General features: G+C 36.6%; 15 protein-coding genes and 1 tRNA gene. 9 read left to right on the forward strand and 7 right to left on the reverse strand.

What is annotated here, in order from left to right; genetic code table 11:
* Positions 1-12 precede the first annotated feature (12 nt).
* From MJQ71_RS15300 to nagB, 4 genes are all read left to right on the forward strand, one after another.
* Complete coding sequence (locus MJQ71_RS15300) at positions 13-897, forward strand: class I SAM-dependent methyltransferase (protein ID WP_238807503.1); 885 nt, start codon at positions 13-15, stop codon at positions 895-897.
* Positions 898-958: 61 nt separating this feature from the next.
* Positions 959-1909, forward strand: coding sequence for a glycoside hydrolase family protein (locus MJQ71_RS15305; protein WP_238807504.1), 951 nt, complete (start codon positions 959-961; stop codon positions 1907-1909).
* A gap of 87 nt (positions 1910-1996) precedes the next feature.
* Positions 1997-2803, forward strand: a complete 807-nt coding sequence (locus MJQ71_RS15310) for a phytanoyl-CoA dioxygenase family protein (protein ID WP_238807505.1) — start codon at positions 1997-1999, stop codon at positions 2801-2803.
* A gap of 313 nt (positions 2804-3116) precedes the next feature.
* Positions 3117-5039 (forward strand): glucosamine-6-phosphate deaminase, encoded by a 1923-nt coding sequence (gene nagB / locus MJQ71_RS15315; RefSeq protein WP_238807506.1) that lies wholly within the window; start codon positions 3117-3119, stop codon positions 5037-5039.
* Between the two features lie 65 nt (positions 5040-5104).
* On the opposite strand, the gene MJQ71_RS15320 is transcribed toward nagB, so the two are convergent.
* The 3 genes from MJQ71_RS15320 to MJQ71_RS15330 all read right to left on the reverse strand — a co-directional run bounded on the left by MJQ71_RS15320 (position 5105) and on the right by MJQ71_RS15330 (position 7266).
* On the reverse strand, positions 5105-5566 hold the full coding sequence (locus tag MJQ71_RS15320; protein ID WP_238807507.1) for a protein-disulfide reductase DsbD domain-containing protein: 462 nt from the start codon (positions 5564-5566) through the stop codon (positions 5105-5107).
* 52 nt (positions 5567-5618) lie between these two features.
* Entirely contained in the window at positions 5619-6353 is a 735-nt protein-coding gene (locus MJQ71_RS15325; RefSeq protein WP_238807508.1) for a ribonuclease H-like domain-containing protein, read from the reverse strand.
* Between the two features lie 79 nt (positions 6354-6432).
* Positions 6433-7266 (reverse strand): 1-acyl-sn-glycerol-3-phosphate acyltransferase, encoded by an 834-nt coding sequence (locus MJQ71_RS15330; RefSeq protein WP_238807509.1) that lies wholly within the window; start codon positions 7264-7266, stop codon positions 6433-6435.
* 217 nt (positions 7267-7483) lie between these two features.
* Between MJQ71_RS15330 and MJQ71_RS15335 the strand changes: the two genes are divergently transcribed.
* The 3 genes from MJQ71_RS15335 to fabD all read left to right on the forward strand — a co-directional run bounded on the left by MJQ71_RS15335 (position 7484) and on the right by fabD (position 10877).
* Positions 7484-9109 carry an NADP-dependent glyceraldehyde-3-phosphate dehydrogenase gene (locus MJQ71_RS15335; RefSeq protein ID WP_238807510.1) on the forward strand — a complete coding sequence of 542 codons (1626 nt, stop codon included), beginning with the start codon at positions 7484-7486 and terminating at the stop codon, positions 9107-9109.
* 216 nt (positions 9110-9325) lie between these two features.
* Positions 9326-9877: an SPOR domain-containing protein gene (locus MJQ71_RS15340; RefSeq protein ID WP_238807511.1), complete on the forward strand. Its 552-nt coding sequence runs from the start codon at positions 9326-9328 to the stop codon at positions 9875-9877.
* A gap of 127 nt (positions 9878-10004) precedes the next feature.
* Positions 10005-10877 carry an ACP S-malonyltransferase gene (gene fabD, locus MJQ71_RS15345; RefSeq protein WP_238807512.1) on the forward strand — a complete coding sequence of 291 codons (873 nt, stop codon included), beginning with the start codon at positions 10005-10007 and terminating at the stop codon, positions 10875-10877.
* 53 nt (positions 10878-10930) lie between these two features.
* On the opposite strand, the gene MJQ71_RS15350 is transcribed toward fabD, so the two are convergent.
* Complete coding sequence (locus MJQ71_RS15350; RefSeq protein WP_238807513.1) at positions 10931-11668, reverse strand: lysophospholipid acyltransferase family protein; 738 nt, start codon at positions 11666-11668, stop codon at positions 10931-10933.
* A gap of 134 nt (positions 11669-11802) precedes the next feature.
* Between MJQ71_RS15350 and MJQ71_RS15355 the strand changes: the two genes are divergently transcribed.
* On the forward strand, positions 11803-12780 hold the full coding sequence (locus tag MJQ71_RS15355; protein WP_238807514.1) for an acyl-ACP desaturase: 978 nt from the start codon (positions 11803-11805) through the stop codon (positions 12778-12780).
* A gap of 33 nt (positions 12781-12813) precedes the next feature.
* On the opposite strand, the gene MJQ71_RS15360 is transcribed toward MJQ71_RS15355, so the two are convergent.
* Positions 12814-13857 carry a tetratricopeptide repeat protein gene (locus tag MJQ71_RS15360; RefSeq protein WP_238807515.1) on the reverse strand — a complete coding sequence of 348 codons (1044 nt, stop codon included), beginning with the start codon at positions 13855-13857 and terminating at the stop codon, positions 12814-12816.
* Positions 13858-14003: 146 nt separating this feature from the next.
* Positions 14004-14079 (reverse strand) — tRNA-His (locus MJQ71_RS15365).
* 91 nt (positions 14080-14170) lie between these two features.
* Between MJQ71_RS15365 and recG the strand changes: the two genes are divergently transcribed.
* On the forward strand, positions 14171-16276 hold the full coding sequence (recG, locus tag MJQ71_RS15370) for an ATP-dependent DNA helicase RecG (RefSeq protein WP_238807516.1): 2106 nt from the start codon (positions 14171-14173) through the stop codon (positions 16274-16276).
* 53 nt (positions 16277-16329) lie between these two features.
* On the opposite strand, the gene argC is transcribed toward recG, so the two are convergent.
* Positions 16330-17298 (reverse strand): N-acetyl-gamma-glutamyl-phosphate reductase, encoded by a 969-nt coding sequence (argC, locus tag MJQ71_RS15375; RefSeq protein ID WP_238807517.1) that lies wholly within the window; start codon positions 17296-17298, stop codon positions 16330-16332.
* Positions 17299-17301 lie beyond the last annotated feature (3 nt).

The following is a 17301-nucleotide window of genomic DNA, read 5'->3' on the forward strand; positions in this document are numbered from 1 at the left end:
AAAACAAAATAAATGAGCGATTTCTTCGAGCAAATTATTTGCCCAAAAACACATACAAAACTTGTTTTGTCAGCAGATGGCAAAACGCTTAATAATACTTCAACTGAAGAACCTGTTAGCTATGACGTAAATAGCATTGTTGACTTGGTTTATCCGAGAGAACTTTTCGAACAAGACCGCAAAGAACAAGTGGCATATAATGATGCACACACACGTTATGACCGTGGTGTTTCTTGGGTTTTCGAGTCGCTTCACGCTAATGAAGCCGCCACCAGAAAACAAATGATTAGTTTGTTAAAATTGAAACCAGGTATGAAAGTACTTGAAGTTGGAGCTGGAACTGGAAAAGATTCTGCCTATATTATTGATAAAATAACTCCAGGCGGCCACGCAGTTTTATCCGATTTATCGCCTGCGATGTTGAGCCATGCAAAAGAAAAGTTTGCCGATAAAAAAGATGTTAAAATTGATTATTTCATCGGAAATGGCTCATATTTACCTTTTGAAGATGAATCATTTGATGCTCTTTTTCATTTTGGTGGAATCAATACTTTCTCGGAAAGAGCAAAAGCATTTGAAGAATTCAATCGTGTCGTGAAAGTTGGTGGTCGAGTAGTTGTTGGCGACGAAAGCGTAGGAGCGTGGCTTCGTGACCAAAAAACGTATCAAATCTTGATGGATGCAAACCCAATGTTTGCAGATTTAGTGCCGATGCAAGATTTACCCAAAAATATCAAGGATGTTAAACTTCAGTGGATTTTTGGCAACGGCTATTACGTACTTGATTTCAAGAAAACGAAAAAAGCTCCAACTGTAAATGTAAATCTACAAATTCCAGGAAAAGATTTTAAAGATAACTGGAAAATCAGAGCAGAAAGAAATCGTAAGAATAAGTAACCATAAAAGAATTACTTACACTTAAAATGGTTAGTGAATAATTAAGAAGAATTAGAATAAAATGAATTTAGAAAGAGGCGTTTGGCAAAAAAAAGGACTCGTATATAAGCCTGACGGTAGTTTGGCACATAGTCGTTCGCACGCACAAGTGCCGTATGCGTTTAAGCACGAAGATTTTTTGAGAGTTTATTTCTCTTCAAGAGATGATAACGGCTATTCTCGCCCCACATTTATAGATGTCGATTACGACGACCCAACCAAAATTCTTTACATACACGATACTTATGTTTTGGATTTAGGCGGCCCAGGTGAATACGACGAAACAGGTGCAATGCCGTCTTGGTTTGTGCCACAGCCCAATGGTGATATTTGGTTATATTATACGGGCTGGAACCGAACACATAATTCGTATCGCCTATCAATGGGGCTTGCGGTAAGTACAGATGGAGGCCTAAATTTCAAGAAAATGTTTCGCGGGCCAATTATGGATAGGTCGATTTCAAATCCAATTTGGGCAGCACAACCTTCGGTAATGTTTGTCAATGGAAAATGGATGATGTGGCATATTTCAGGTCAAAAATGTGAATACATTCACGGTTATCCAGAACCTTTTTATGATTGTCGAGTAGCAGTTTCAGACGACGGCATTCATTGGACACCAACGGGCGATGTTGCATTACCTTTTGATGATTTTCTTCATGCCGTTGGGCGTCCGAGTGTGTTTCATGAAGATGGCATTTTTAAGATGTATTATTCTTATCGTCATACCCGTGATTATCGCATTGACCGAAATCAAAGCTATCGTTTAGGTTACGCCGAGTCGATTGATGGTTTTAAATGGGAAAGAAAAGATGCGTTAGTTGGCATTCATAAATCTGACAACCCAGCAGACTTTGATTACCAAATGATAAATTATGCCCATTGTTATGAACACAAAGGCAATAAATATTTGTTATATAATGGTAACGGATTTGGAGCGGCAGGTTTTGCTTATGCAGTTTTGGAAAAATAATAACGATATTTGACGAAAATCATTTTTTTCAGAAATGACAAAGCCTAATTTTGAGAAAATAAACCTCCCTTTTGGGACTTGGGACTTATGAGAGAACAATTCAATAAAGATGGATTTATAATTCTGAAAAACTTCTTTACAAAAGAAGAAGTCAACAGAATTTATACAGAAGCACGCAATTTATTTACTATTCAAATCGAAAGAGTCTTAGGAAAGAAAGTAGATATCAACGACCGAGACACATTCGAGCAAGCAATGTTCGACCTATTTGAAGCAGATTTTAACACTTTTGTAAATACTGGAAAGCAAGCACAACACTTGATTTCATTGCACCATCTTGGTACTGAGCCAAAAATCATCAATGTTCTAAAATCTTTAGGATATGAATTTCCGATGATTGGTGTTCGTCCTGCAATGCAGTTCAATAGTAGATATTTATCGAAAGGTGGTAGCCACTGGAAATTAGGAGCTCATCAAGATTGGAGAACTGGTCAAGGCTCACTTGATAGCATTGTAATGTGGTTTCCGATGGTTGATTGTGGAGCAGATTTGGGTGCTTTACAAATAATTCCTGCGAGTCATAAAGATGGTTTATTGAAATCAGATACTTCGGGTTATTTAGGAAGTATTCAAGAAGATTTGCCAGAAGAAAGTTATGTTCAAACACAATTTGAAGTAGGCGATTTGCTTGTATTTTCTGCTTTCTTGGTGCATCGTTCTGGCGAAAATATCACAAAAAATATTCGTTGGTCGGTTCAACTGCGTTATAATAATATGGCAGAACCAACCTTTAAAGAACGAGGTTTTCCAATGCCATATATCTATAAACCAGAAGCAGATTTGGTTACACCAGATTTTCCTAAAAAAGAGCAACTCGAAGAGGTTTTTGCTTAATAATTAGGCGAGAAGTTAAATATTTTACTTATTAAGAAGCGTATCAAAATAAGAAAAAAACCATATTTTACTTGGTTTTTTCTTGTTTTGATACGCTTTTTGCGTATTTTCGCTTTTATCAAGGGATGTTCGGGCATTTTTAGATGACACTTTTATGCTGTTTTTTTGATTTATTAAAAAAATATTTTTTAATAAATCAAAAATTAATAAAATTTTATATCTTTCTTTCTAAGAAAAGTGTTTTAAAATAAAAAACAGTTATTTTTGTGAAATATTTTTATTTTAGCAACTCAAATCTAAAACTACGACAATAATGGATCAACAAATTATCACAAATGAGCCAATTGCTTACGAGAAGATTCCAACCAAAATTTTTAAAGATTCAAGAGAGGCATCAAATGCGGTTGCTCACGAGATTGCCGAATTAATAAGAGAGCGTCAACGCCAAAACCGAAGTTGTGTTTTAGGTTTAGCTACAGGGTCATCTCCAAAAACGGTTTATGCCGAATTAATCAGAATGCACCGTGAAGAAGGTTTGAGTTTTAAAAATGTCATATCTTTTAACTTGGATGAATATTTCCCGATGGAGCCAGACTCATTGCAGAGTTATGTGCGATTTATGAAAGAACAATTGTTTGACCATGTGGATATTCCCAAAGAAAATTATTTTATTCCTGATGGAACCGTTCCTGCAAGTAAGGTAAAAGATTTTAGTGAAGAATACGAAAGAAAAATAGATGCAGTTGGTGGTTTAGATTTTCAGTTGTTGGGAATTGGAGCAAACGGACATATTGGTTTCAATGAACCTGGCTCGTTGATTAATTCTCGAACACGTTTGATGATGCTCGACCACTCGACTCGTGTGGCTGCAGCATCTGATTTTGGTGGAAGTTTGGTAAAAGTGCCAAAGAAAGCCATAACGATGGGCGTTTCAAAAATTTTGAGTGCCAAAAGAGTGGTATTGTTAGCTTGGGGTGAAAGAAAAGCTCCAGTTATTGCTGATGCTGTTGAAGGGCGTGTAACTGAAACTGTTCCAGCATCTTATTTACAAACGCATCCAAATGCCATGTTTGTCATTGATGAACGTGCCGCTCACGAACTTACCCGAATGAGAACTCCATGGGTGGTTGAAGATGTAGATTGGTCGAGTAAAATGGTTAAAAAAGCTGTTACAAACTTAGCATTAACACTCGGAAAACCAATCTTGAAATTAACGAATAAAGATTATAATGATAATGGTTTAAGTGATTTGTTGGCTCGTCACGGACAAGCGTATGAAATAAATATTGATGTCTTCAATCAATTGCAGCACAGTATTTCTGGATGGCCAGGTGGTAAACCAAATGCAGATGATACAAACCGACCAGAACGGGCATTGCCAGCTAAGAAAAGAGTGATAATTTTCAGCCCTCATCCAGACGATGATATTATTTCTATGGGTGGAACATTCCAAAGATTAGTTGACCAAGGACACGACGTACATATCGGTTATCAAACATCAGGAAATATCGCTGTGGCCGATGATGAAGCTATTCGTTTCATTGATTTCGTAGTTGATTTCAATGAAAAATTTGGTATTGAAAATAAAGAAACGCAAAAACTTTTTGCTGATGCCCAAGAATTCTTGAAAAACAAAAAAGATAGCGATGTTGATACCGATGGCGTAAGATACGTAAAAGGACTAATTCGTAGAGGAGAAGCGAAGTCCACTTGTCGTTTTGTTGGTATCCCTGAACAAAATGTTCATTTTATGGATATGCCTTTTTATGAAACAGGTCGTATTGAGAAGAAACCTTTGGGCGAAGATGATGTGAGTGTAGTTGCTGATTTAATTGAGTCAATCAAACCGCATCAAGTTTATGCCGCAGGTGATTTAGCCGACCCACATGGTACACATAAAGTTTGTTTGGATGCTATTTTTGCAGCAGTTGAAAGACTTAAACACAAAAACTTTATGAAAGATTGTTGGGTTTGGTTATATCGTGGAGCTTGGGCAGAATGGGATATTCATGAAATCGAAATGGCAGTTCCGATGTCACCAGACCAAGTTTTACAAAAACGAATGGGTATTTTCAAACACCAATCACAAAAAGATGGTGTGGTATTTCAAGGGACTGACGCTCGTGAGTTTTGGCAACGTGCTGAAGAACGAAATCGTGGTACGGCACAATTATACAATAAACTTGGCTTGGCAGAATACGAAGCAATGGAAGCATTCGTAAGATGGAAGTTTTAAGGATTATTTATTCACAAAAAATCGGTCGCAAGATTTATTCTTACGACCGATTTTATTATTTGAACCTAAATAGTTTTTACTTCAAACTTAAATTTATCTTTGTTTGGTACGCATTTACCATCTTTGGTTGTACAAGTTTGACATTCTATCTTTCCTTCAATCACTGGGTTTGCCTTGGTGATTTTTACTTTCTGAATAAATTTTGCTTCATGTTCAAAATACTGCACTTTTCCACCCCAAATATCATCATATTTTTCCTTTGGTTTTACTGGCGTTAATTTACCCACAACTTGATAACTATCATTTTTGGTAAAGTTAGCGGTTGTTGGAAGCGGTCCCTCCACTTTTAATTGAGAAGAATACATATACCAATTTTCGTCAATTTTTGCCGAGAAAACTAAATCAATGGTTTCTCCGACTTTCGCCGAAGTTTTTGAAGGCGTAAAAGTCCATTTCGCAGGCTTTAAAATTTGAGCGGATGCCGCAAATGATGCTGCAATGAATAATAAAAAGATGATTTTTTTCATTGATAAACGTTTGTTATAATTTTTTGTAATTCTTTCAAAACGATTGATTTTACTACAATCTTACTTCAATATTTTCTTCTTCTATTAACGCACAATTATTCATTTTCATATATAACTGCGTTAAAACTACAACGTCTGCGGCACAATATCGTTCAATTTTTGCTCGGTCTTTTTCAACATGATAAACAGCATTGACTTGGTCGCCGCTGATATCGGTTTTACTACTCGGAATATCAAAAATTGCAGCCAATAAATCTAACGCAGTATAATGCTTATAATCGCCAAATTTCCATAAATCGAGCGTATCCAAATGATTTATTTCCCATGGTTTTTTGCCAGCAAATTGCAAAACTCTCGGTAAACCAATACCATTAACCAGCATTCGGCGACAAATATACGCAAAATCAAATTCTTTTCCGTTGTGGGCACAAAGCATCAAATTATTGGCAGCTTTGTGTTTTTCAATAATTTTTTTGAACTCCAACAAAACATCCGCTTCATTATCGCTACCAATCATTTTTACTCGTAGAGAAGGTTTGTTTTCCTCATCAAACATAATTCCACCGATTCCGATACAAATAATTTTACCAAATTCGGCATAAATACCTGCTTTTTTTAGATAAAAATCAGCATCCGACATTTGGTCGTCGTTATGAAGATAAGCTGCTTTTTTGAGCCAAAGTTTCTGTAAACGGTCGTCAAGTAGCTCAAAATTAGGAACTTGAGAAACCGTTTCAATATCAATAAATAAGATATTTTTGAGATGTTTGACAAAGGAATCATCCATGATTGAGTTTTTGTTTTTAAGTGATGGATTTAATATAAAATTTTATAAAACACTGATTATCTGTTGTTTGCAAAAAAAATTATGCGATATTAACCAAAATACAAACGAGAATCAGCCAATAAATTGGTAAAATGACAATCATCAAACCGAGCGTGATAGAATCAAAAAATACCGAACCTTTAGTTATTTTTCGAGAAATAAAAGTACACAAATAGTTTGCTGGAAAATTAATGATTGAACTGAATGAGAAAACTAAACTTTGGGAGAAACCAACTTTTGGAAAATGCCAATTCAAGAGTTGATTCATCTTATCAGCCAATGATTCGTTGAATGTTTTCAAGAAAAAACCATCTTCCGAAATGCTCTCAAAGGCTGCTTTCGTTATTGTTTTGCCAATATTTAGATGAACGATTTTTCCAAAAATATTAAAAGTATCATAAGTAATTCCGACAGGAACAACAGTTAGTTCGATACCATCAGACCATGCTTTTTGAGCCAATCGAGCCGTGCCTTTTTTGAGTGGAAGCAGCTTCGTTTGATTGGTACAAATTCCTTCTGAAAAAATCAGAACAACTTCGCCTTCTTTGAACAAATTAATACATGTATTAAATGTCTCGTCATTTCCATTTAAATTTTCTTTTCCTTCTGACAAACGATAGACAGGCAACATAAATAGGCTTGAAAGTAATTTTCTCGCCAAGTTTTTTTTGAAAACATCGCCACGAGCCAACGACCAAACTCGACGGTCGATTGTGCAGCAAAGAATGATAGCGTCAAAAAACGAATTAGAATGATTCGAGGCCAACATCACTGCCCCTGATTTTGGAATATTTTCTAAGCCACTAATGGAAATATGCTTGATAAAAAACTTTAGAATAAAAGTGACAAATGGGCGTAAAGTATAATAAAGCAATTGGCGATGAGTTTAGGTGAAAGTATTAATTCATTCAAAAATCCGAATAAAAATTTATCCCACCAAATAGATTTTCTTTTTTAGCACTTGTTTAACATAAAATTGTAGTTTTCTGCTGAATAAACTCAAAAAACCAAATTCTCTTTGGTTTTGCTGTTACTCTCTGTAAATTCGTTTGTGTTTTACAACAAAACAAGTTTGATTCTAAGCAAAAAACATGACTAATCTACAAGAAAAAATCACGGCTATCTTCCCCGAGACGAGCCAAATTCCCGAACAATTTCAGATTCAGCCACTACATCAACGAGAATATTTGGTTGGTGGTGAAATGCGTCAATGGGCGGGTGCGACACAAGACGTGTATTCTCCAATTTTTGTCAAAAATGGAGATAAATTTGAAAGCATTCTTATTGGTAGCTATCCGATTACTGACGAAGCCGAAGCGATGGAAGCGTTAGATGCTGCTATGAGAGCCTATGATAATGGGCGTGGTGAATGGCCAACGATGAGTTTGATTGAACGAATTACGTGCATGGAAAATTTTCTCAAAAAAATGCTAGAGAAAAAGACCGAAATCGTGAATTTATTGATGTATGAAATAGGAAAATCATTGGCGGATTCTATCAAAGAATTTGACCGAACGATTGAATATATTTATGATACGATTGATTGCTTGAAAGATATTGACCGTAATTCGTCTCGTTTTAAAATTGAGCAAGGCATTATTGGACAAATTCGTCGCTCACCGTTGGGGGTTGTACTTTGCATGGGTCCGTTTAATTATCCATTAAATGAAACTTTTTGTACACTCATTCCAGCCATAATTATGGGAAATACGATTCTTTTCAAGCCGCCAAAACATGGTACTCTTTTACATTATCCGTTGTTGAAAGCTTTCCAAGAATGTTTCCCGAAAGGTGTTGTTAATACCATTTACGGACGAGGAGCAAACGTTGTTCCTCCTTTGATGCAAACAGGAAAAATAAATGTTTTGACACTCATTGGTTCGAGCAAAGTGGCTAATGATTTGAAGAAAATGCACCCAAAATTAAATCGATTGAGAGCCGTTTTAGGTTTAGATGCTAAAAATGCGGGAATCATCTTGAAAAATGCCGATGTCGAATTGGCAGTTAAAGAATGTATTTTAGGCTCACTTTCGTTTAATGGTCAACGTTGTACAGCCATCAAAATTATTTGGGTTCATCGTTCAATAGCCAAGAAGTTCTTGAACAGATTTACAGAAGAACTCGAAAAACTAAAATTTGGAATGCCTTGGGAATCAGGCGTAAACCTAACGCCTTTGCCAGAGCCGAATAAACCAACATACTTAGCTGAATGTATTGCCGACGCTAAAGCAAATGGTGCAGATGTGATAAATGAAGGCGGCGGAACTACCATAAATTCGTTTGTTTATCCAGCCGTTTTATATCCTGTAAACGAAAAAATGAAAGTTTATAGCGAAGAACAATTTGGCCCAATCGTACCTGTTGTTCCATTTGACGATGTGGAAGAGCCAATACAATATATTATTAATTCTTCGCATGGACAACAAGTAAGTATTTTTGGCACAAATCCTGACCAAATTGCTCATTTAATCGACCCCCTCGTTAATCAAGTAAGTCGAGTAAATATTAATGCACAATGTCAGCGTGGGCCAGATACATTTCCTTTTACAGGAAGAAAAGATTCGGCCGAAGGTACGCTTTCAGTAGAAGATGCTTTGCGGGCGTTTTCAATCCGAACGGTAGTTGCGACAAAAGATACCGATGCCAATAAGAAAATTTTCAATGAAATTGTTGAAGAGCATAGTTCGCACTTTCTTTCAACAAAATATGTGTTCTAAAAAGTCAAGTCTTCGCTTATTAGCGAAGACTTTTATTGTTTCAATAAATAAATTTAAACAGCTAATAGAGTTGAGTTTCTTCATACAAATAGATGAAAATCTATTTTAACCATAAAAAACAATCCTATTAATGTTTCTAATCGTGGTATATTTTTATAATTTTGAGCATCTTTTTAAGATAAAAACGAGTTCTGCCCAAAATCTAAAGCATATACGATGAAGATTTTTTCAAAAGTAATACTTTGTGTTTGTCTCATGGTTATTGTTGGGGCGTGTGTGCGTTCGGCAACCCCAAATAAAATTACCAGCATTAATATTGGTGATTATGACGAAGATTTATCAGAAGTGAGGCTGAAATATGAGTCCAAACCGAGCTCAAAGAAAACCGAAGATAAAGAGGAAATTCAAGAACAATCAAGCACAGCAATTAGCCAGATTCCACAACAAGTCAATTCACAAGTTGACATTGCTCTTGACTCAATTGCGGTTCGTAACAAAAATGTGCGTTATTCAACTGGTTATCGCATTCAGGTTTATGTCGGCAACGACCGTCGAGAACTTGATGAAGCAAAAGTGTTTATTTACCAAAACTTCTCCGAATTAAGTACTTATCTGACTTTCAGTCAACCAACCTATAAATTGAAAGCAGGAGATTTTGCTTCTCGTTTGGATGCTGAAAGATATTATTCTTCCATCAAGCAACGCTATTCGATGGCAATGATTGTTGCAGAAAGAATTGATATTAAGAAAAGTATGCAGACAAAGTAATAATTGATGAAAGTGTTTAATGTCAATTATTTATAATATTTCAATAATTGAAATATGCCATAGTGGCAAACATTTGTTAGTAATAATATTTTACTAATGATTGATAATTGTTTATTGTTAATAGAAAATGACAGCTTACGTATTTCCTGGGCAAGGAGCTCAGTTTAGTGGAATGGGCAAAAATCTTTACGAAAGTTCAGATGCTGCTCGCCAAATGTTTGAAAAAGCCAACGAAATTTTAGGTTTTGATATTACAAAAGTTATGTTTGAAGGAACAGATGAAGAACTCAAACAAACCAATGTAACCCAACCTGCAATTTTTTTGCATTCCGTAATTTTGGCTTCAACCATCGAAAATTTTCAACCAGATATGGTTGCAGGACATTCTTTGGGTGAGTTTTCGGCTTTAGTAGCTGCGGGTGCTTTATCGTTTGAAGATGGTTTGAAATTGGTTTCTCAACGTGCCGATGCAATGCAGCGTGCGTGTGAACTAAATCCATCAACGATGGCAGCAATTTTAAATTTAGCAGACAATGTTGTGGAGGATATTTGTGCAGGAATTGACGGCGTTGTTGTTGCGGCAAATTATAACTGTCCAGGCCAATTAGTTATTTCTGGAAGTATTGAAGCTGTAACTGAGGCTTGTGAACAGATGAAGGCTGCTGGTGCAAAAAGAGCATTAATTTTGCCTGTTGGTGGAGCATTTCACTCACCATTAATGGAGCCAGCTCGTACGGAATTGGCGGCAGCTATTGAAAGCACAACTTTCTCAACGCCAACTTGCCCTATTTATCAAAATGTCAACGCTCAACCATCGAGCGATGTTGAAACCATTAAAGCGAATTTAATAGCTCAATTGACTGCACCAGTACGTTGGACACAATCGGTACAAAATATGGTGGCAGACGGTGCAACAAAATTTGTAGAATGTGGTCCTGGAAAAGTACTACAAGGATTGGTAAAGAAAATTGCTCCTGAAGCTGAAACAGCAGGCGTTTGATATTTTATTATACCGAGAATAGACGAATCTAAAATTTGTCTATTCTCGCATATTTAACTTTCCAAAACTGCTCTAATGGCTTCTTGTGCCAAACTCGCAATCTCTTCTCCGTTTTTTCCTTTTGGTTCGATTGGTTCAAGCACTGTCCATGAAAGTGTTGAGAACGAAACTAATGGAAAAAGACCTTTATTGGGGTCAAAAAGATTATTTCCTTGAATGGCAATTGGAACAATTAAAGCATTGGGGGCTTTTTTTGCTAAAGCAGCAATTCCTCCTGGAGCAAAAGGTTTCATAATGCCCGAACGAGAGCGAGTTCCTTCTGGAAAAATGACAGCCGAAAAATTATTATCCTGAATAAATTTACTGAGTTTTAATATTTCACTGACAGCTTGTTTGCCATCTTTTCGGTCAATAAGAGCGGCATTACTTTTGTGTAAATTATAAGAAATGCTTGGAATTCCTTTTGCTAACTCAATCTTTGAAACAAAAATGGGGTTGTATCTCCGCAAAAACCAATAAATAGCAGGAATATCAAATGTACTTTGATGATTGGCGATGAATATAATTGGTCGATTAGTTGGTAAATCGAACATTTGGCGAAACTTTACTGTTGTACCCGTAAGATACCAGCCGTAAGTAATCATAAAGTTGAGTGCAAAAACCATTTTTTGTTGAGCTTTTCGACCAAAAACATTAAATGCAATCACTTGTAGTACATGAAATACAACTAATAATAGTCCAAAATAGACTAAATATACCGAACTTAGAAAATAATCAAGCGTCTTTTTCACAGAGATAAAATTTTCCACAAAAGTAAGCAAAAACCACATAGTTTGCAGAAAAAGTATAACATTCTACGTTTTTTCTAAAATAAGAAGTACCTTGCAGCGTATTTTGAAACAAAAAATCTTTAAAAAATACTATCATGGAATTATCCAATATGAGATTAGAGGTGATGAAATTTGTTGGTCAAAAAATTGACTATTTCGTTGACGAATTTCTAAAACCTATTGACACAAACTGGCAACCGACCGATTTTTTGCCAGATTCTACAAGCGAAGACTTCTTGAATCAAGTAAAAGAATTGCGTGAAACAGCCAAGGATTTGCCTTACGATTATATTGCTGTCTTAATTGGCGATACAATTACTGAAGAAGCCCTGCCAACCTATGAATCATGGTTGATTGATGTGGTAGGCGTTGACCAAGTAGATGAACCCAACGGCTGGGCAAAATGGGTGCGTGCTTGGACTGCCGAAGAAAACAGACATGGCGATTTACTTAATAAATTTTTGTATTTGTCTGGCCGTGTAAATATGCGTGCAATGGAAACGTCAACCCAATATTTGATTGCCGATGGCTTCGATATTGGTACAGGAAGAGACCCGTACAAAAACTTTGTTTACACGTCTTTTCAAGAATTAGCAACGAATATTTCGCACAGAAATACTGCAAAATTGGCAAAAGAATACGGAAATACACCTTTAGCGAAGATTTGTGGCGTAATTGCGGCTGACGAAATGCGTCATGCTCGTGCGTATAAAACATTTATTAGTAATATTTTTGAAGTTGACCCTTCAGAAATGATGTTGGCATTTGAAGACATGATGAAGAAAAAAATTGTAATGCCTGCTCACTTCTTGCGTGAATCTGGTATCCAAATGGGACAAACATTTTCTCATTTTTCGGATGCTGCTCAACGCTTGGGTGTTTATACGACTTATGACTACATCGAAATTATGGAGTCATTACTGAAAGACTGGAAAATTGATAGCATCACCAACTTAAATGGAGCTGGCGAAAAAGCAAGAGATTATGTGATGGCATTGCCAAATCGTTTGAGAAGAGTTGCCGAACGAACAAAAGTGCCAAATATAGAATATCAATTTAGCTGGATTTCGTAAGGAATGTTGCTTCAAAGAATAAAAACCCCTTCGTTATTTTGTCGAAGGGGTTTTGTTTTTATCGCAGAATTTTTTCCATAATTCCGTTGCTTTTACTTGCTGTAAATTTTTGAGTTGAAGTAAGTCTTCGCACATTTTTTGCGTGTCTTTTGTAAGGGCGAAAACCGCAGCACGGGCATAGTACGCATCAATGTTGAGCGGGTCGTACTCAAGGCTTTTTGAGAGATTTTTTATCGCAGCCGAATATCTTTTTTCTTCCACATTAATATTTCCTTGCATCAAATAAAAATTTGATTCGTTGGCATCAATCGTAGTCTTTGGAGCAGTTGCCGATGACTGATTTTTAAGAGCCATTTTATCCGACCAACCCATATCAAAGCCCATTTTTATTTCAGCATTGACGGGTTTTCCCTCCCAAGTGGCTGGCATCCATTTACCTTTACTGGCTTTAATGGCTTTTATTAGGTATTTATTATAATTTTCATGGGTGCTATTAAGAATTTCAATTCCTTTGATTTCTCCCAATTTTGTAATGATAAAACGAGCGTAGAAATCGCCAGCTTTGTAGTCTGGAAAGAAGAAATTAGCCGAAATAAACTGTGCCGCAGACATTTCTGCATCCACAAACAAAGGCTCAAGATAATTTGGCTTTGAAACATAAATAGTGTCTTGCCCTTTTGTACGGTAAGTTTGTGGAGTAAATCCTAAATTATGAAAACGCACAGGCAGAAAAGATAATTTTAAGGCTTTATCCTGATTTTGGACGTTGATTGATAGAATCGTCAGTTTTATTTCGTCAAGAGCTAAAACCTTGAAATAAGCACTATTGGCAATAATTAGCGTATCTTTTTTGATTTTGTAAGTTCCTTGTCCAGTTTTTCCATTAATTGTGACTCGAAATGAATCATTTTTCATGAAAGTGTATCTCAGTTTGATATTTCGGACATCGTCTTTTAGAATCGGACTATCATCATAGAGTTTGATAACATCAATTACCCATTCGCCAACTAACTTTTCTTTGAGGGTTTGGGCAAAAATCTGAGTTGAAAAAAAAACGAGAATAAGTGCTTTGTACATTTTATGTGAAGTTATGAAGTGACAATTTAGTGAAAAATTGAACACAAAAAAATCTTACAGGGTTTTTGAGTATTTTTAATTAGAGATGAGTATTTGGGCGAAAAATGAAAAAGCCTATCTTCGTAAAAAGATAGGCTTTCAAAAAAGGGAGGTAGATGGGGCTCGAACCCACGACCCTCGGTACCACAAACCGATGCTCTAACCGACTGAGCTACAACCTCCGTGTTGTATTTGGGAGTGCAAATTTAGTTCTTTTTTTTTATTTCTCAAAAAAAACTTGTTCAAATTTATTCAACCTGCTAACTTCGGCATTATGAGCGAGCGTAGAACATCTTTTTTTGACACTAAAATAGAATTTTTGAAAGGTGTTGGGCCATCAAAGGCGGAGATACTTAATAAAGAATTGAGTATCTTTAACTTCGGTGACTTGATAGAATATTACCCTTTTCGCCATGAAGACCGCACACAATTTCATCAAATTTGTGATTTGCACGAAGGAATGTTCGCTGCTCAAATCAAAGGACGACTGCGTTCTTGGGAAAAAATTGGAGAAGGTGCAAAAGCCCGATTGGTTGGGCAGTTTACCGATGGCACAGGAATTTTGGAACTAACATGGTTTCAAGGAATTACTTGGGTTGAGAAAAATCTTCGCTTGCATGGCGATTATGTAGTTTACGGAAAACCGAATTCGTTTGGCAGTAAATGGCAAATCACTCATCCCGAAATGGATATTCTTACCGCCGAAAATGAGCGTGGCGGTTATTTTCAACCAGTTTATCCATTAACCGAAAAACTTCGTAAGAAATATATTGATAGCAAGCAAATTAGCCGTTGGATGCGAACTTTGCTTGAATCTGCCGTTACGAATATTCGAGAAACATTGCCTAATTCTTTGGTACAGAAATTTCGACTCATTTCAAAGCAAGATGCTATTTATCACATTCATTTGCCGATTAATCAAGAATCCCTTCGGCAAGCCCAACGCCGCTTAAAGTTTGAAGAGCTGTTCTATAATCAGTTTCGGCTGATAAAACAAAAACTCATCCGAAGAAATGATTATGCGGGACAAGTTTTTGACAAAACAAAGTTGTTGACCGAGTTTTACCAAAACCATCTTCCATTTGACTTGACGAATGCTCAAAAAAAAGTTATTCGAGAAATTTTTCAAGATATGCGTTCGGGCAAACAAATGAACCGTCTTTTACAAGGCGATGTGGGTAGCGGAAAAACCATCGTGGCGTTTATTACGATGCTTCTGGCTTTGGATAATGACGCTCAAGGTTGCTTGATGGCTCCAACCGAAATTCTTTCCGACCAACATTATACTGGGCTGAAAAAGTTTGCTGATTTAATGGGATTAAAAATTGTTGAATTAACAGGTTCGGTTGGCAAGAAAGCTCGACGGGCAATTGATGCAGGTTTATTAGATGGAAGTATCAATATTATTGTTGGGACACATGCTCTGCTCGAAGACCACGTACAGTTTAAAAATTTGGGACTGTGTGTGATTGATGAACAACACCGTTTTGGTGTAGCTCAGCGAGCAAAACTTTGGGAGAAAAATCAGAATTTCCGACCACATATTTTGGTAATGACAGCCACGCCGATTCCACGAACGTTAGCAATGACGCTCTACGGTGATTTGGATATTTCGATTATTGATGAGCTTCCTAAAGGACGAAAGCCTATCAAAACGCTACATAAGTATGATTCCGACCGCCTTAGAGTTTTTGAGTTTTTGAGAAGTGAAATACAAAAAGGTCGTCAAGTTTATATCGTTTATCCTTTAATTGAAGAATCCGAAACGATGACCGTTAAAAACTTAATGGATGGCTACGAAAGTATTGCAAGGGCATTTCCTGAATACGGCTTGAGTATTGTACATGGAAAAATGGGTTGGAAAGAAAAAGACTACGAAATGCAACGTTTTAAAAATAAAGAAACACAAATCCTCGTCGCAACTACCGTTATTGAAGTGGGCGTTGATGTGCCAAATGCGTCAGTTATGCTCATCGAAAGTGCCAATCGTTTTGGACTTTCGCAGTTGCATCAGTTGCGTGGGCGAGTAGGAAGAGGAGCGGAGCAATCTTATTGTATTCTGATGACCGACCATAAATTAGGTAAAGATACCCGCCTAAGAATTGATACGATGGTCAGAACAAATAATGGTTTTGAGATTTCGGAAGTTGATTTGTCATTGCGTGGGCCAGGAGATATGGCCGGAACACAACAAAGTGGAATGCTCGACCTAAAAGTTGCAGATTTAGCCAAAGACGGAGAAATACTGAAATATGCCCGTGAAGCAGTCGTGCAAATCTTGGAAAATGACCCCGAATTAGCATCTGTCGATAATGAGCCAATCAAGCAACATGTAAGTGCTTTGCGAAGTAATGAGACCAATTGGAGCAGAATTAGTTAAATAAACTCGGTGTTTCGTCGAACCCAAAGACACCGAGTTTATCGCAATCAAAATTAGAATCCTACTGATTTTAATTTTAAGCCAGATGTTTCTTCTAAACCAAAAACAAGGTTTAAATTTTGTACTGCTTGACCCGACGCACCTTTGGTCAAATTATCAATAACGCTTGTTATCAACAAGTTATCCACATGCTTTTCAAGGTGTAAAATACACTTATTTGTGTTGACAACTTGCTTCAAATCAATCTCAGCGTCGTCGCTAATATGTGTAAATGGGTGCGAAGCATAGTAGTTTTTGTATAATTCTTTCGCTTCTTCGATAGTTCCTGCAAATTTTGTATAAACGTTTGCCATGATTCCACGACTAAAATTACCACGATAAGGTACAAAATTGACCATTTTCTCAAAGTTTGGCTGCAAAGTTTTGATACTTTGGTTAATTTCTTTTAAGTGTTGGTGCGTGAAAGCTTTATAAATCGAAATATTATTGTTTCTCCAACTAAAATGTGTTGTAGCTGAAAGCGATTGTCCTGCACCAGTGCTACCCGTTACAGCACTAATGTGGATATCTTCTTTCAATAAATCGGCACTCGCCAAAGGTAATAATGCCAATTCGATGCTTGTAGCGAAACATCCAGGGTTAGCAATTTTTGTCGCCGTTTTGATTAAATCTCTTTGCAATTCGGGTAAACCATAAATAAAGCCATTACTTTGGTCACGAAAATCGGTACTTAAATCAATTATTTTAAGGCTTTCAGGAAGTTGATTTTCCGCCAAAAATTTTTTCGACTCATTATGACCCGAACAAAGAAAAATAGCTTGTACTTCGTTGAAAGGCATTTGGTCGGTAAAAAGCAAATCGGTATCGCCCATTAAATCGCCATGGGTCGAGTAAACGGGTTTTCCTGCTTGACTTTTAGAATTAACAAAGTGAATATTTACTTGTGGATGATTGAGCAAAATACGAAGCAATTCGCCCCCCGTATAACCAGCACCACCAATGATTCCGATATTTATTTTCATTAT

It is taken from the genome of Emticicia aquatica, assembly GCF_923079645.1.
GTDB lineage: Bacteria > Bacteroidota > Bacteroidia > Cytophagales > Spirosomataceae > Emticicia > Emticicia aquatica.